The sequence below is a fragment of the Acinetobacter sp. YH01024 genome, assembly GCF_013420195.1.
GTDB lineage: Bacteria > Pseudomonadota > Gammaproteobacteria > Pseudomonadales > Moraxellaceae > Acinetobacter > Acinetobacter amyesii.
Window position 1 is genome coordinate 1 of record NZ_VOYQ01000105.1, and the last position, 1,228, is coordinate 1,228.

At 45.1% G+C, this 1,228-nt stretch carries 1 protein-coding gene; it reads right to left on the reverse strand.

The genetic code is table 11. The features are described from left to right. Positions 1-219: 219 nt before the first annotated feature. Positions 220-1,035 carry an aminoglycoside O-phosphotransferase APH(3')-Ia gene (locus FTT88_RS17060; RefSeq protein ID WP_000018326.1) on the reverse strand — a complete coding sequence of 272 codons (816 nt, stop codon included), beginning with the start codon at positions 1,033-1,035 and terminating at the stop codon, positions 220-222. Positions 1,036-1,228: the final 193 nt, after the last annotated feature.

The window sequence follows — 1,228 nt, forward strand, 5'->3', positions numbered from 1 at the left end:
GTACCAGCGTACGGCCCACAGAATGATGTCACGCTGAAAATGCCGGCCTTTGAATGGGTTCATGTGCAGCTCCATCAGCAAAAGGGGATGATAAGTTTATCACCACCGACTATTTGCAACAGTGCCCCGTCCGGATACTGCCAGATATCGGCGTCCAGGGAGATGTCCTGAAGCGCGGTGTCCGGAATTTCAGGTTTGTGTCTCTACAAAGACTAACTATCAGAAAAACTCATCGAGCATCAAATGAAACTGCAATTTATTCATATCAGGATTATCAATACCATATTTTTGAAAAAGCCGTTTCTGTAATGAAGGAGAAAACTCACCGAGGCAGTTCCATAGGATGGCAAGATCCTGGTATCGGTCTGCGATTCCGACTCGTCCAACATCAATACAACCTATTAATTTCCCCTCGTCAAAAATAAGGTTATCAAGTGAGAAATCACCATGAGTGACGACTGAATCCGGTGAGAATGGCAAAAGCTTATGCATTTCTTTCCAGACTTGTTCAACAGGCCAGCCATTACGCTCGTCATCAAAATCACTAGCATCAACCAAACCGTTATTCATTCGTGATTGCGCCTGAGCGAGACGAAATACGCGATCGCTGTTAAAAGGACAATTACAAACAGGAATCGAATGCAACCGGCGCAGGAACACTGCCAGCGCATCAACAATATTTTCACCTGAATCAGGATATTCTTCTAATACCTGGAATGCTGTTTTCCCGGGGATCGCAGTGGTGAGTAACCATGCATCATCAGGAGTACGGATAAAATGCTTGATGGTCGGAAGAGGCATAAATGCCGTCAGCCAGTTTAGTCTGACCATCTCATCTGTAACATCATTGGCAACGCTACCTTTGCCATGTTTCAGAAACAACTCTGGCGCATTGGGCTTCCCATACAATCGATAGATTGTCGCACCTGATTGCCCGACATTATCGCGAGCCCATCTATACCCATATAAATCAGCATCCAGGTTGGAATTTAATCGCGGCCTCGAGCAAGACGTTTCCCGTTGAATATGGCTCATAACACCCCTTGTATTACTGTTTATGTAAGCAGACAGTTTTATTGTTCATGATGATATATTTTTATCGGCACTGTTGCAAATAGTCGGTGGTGATAAACTTATCATCCCCTTTTGCTGATGGAGCTGCACATGAACCCATTCAAAGGCCGGCATTTTCAGCGTGACATCATTCTGTGGGCCGTACGCTGGTACT

Coding starts and splice junctions, on each gene's coding strand:
- FTT88_RS17060 (WP_000018326.1), bottom strand. CDS start 1,035: ATGAGCCATATTCAACGGGAAACGTCTTGCTCGAGGCCGCGATTAAAT.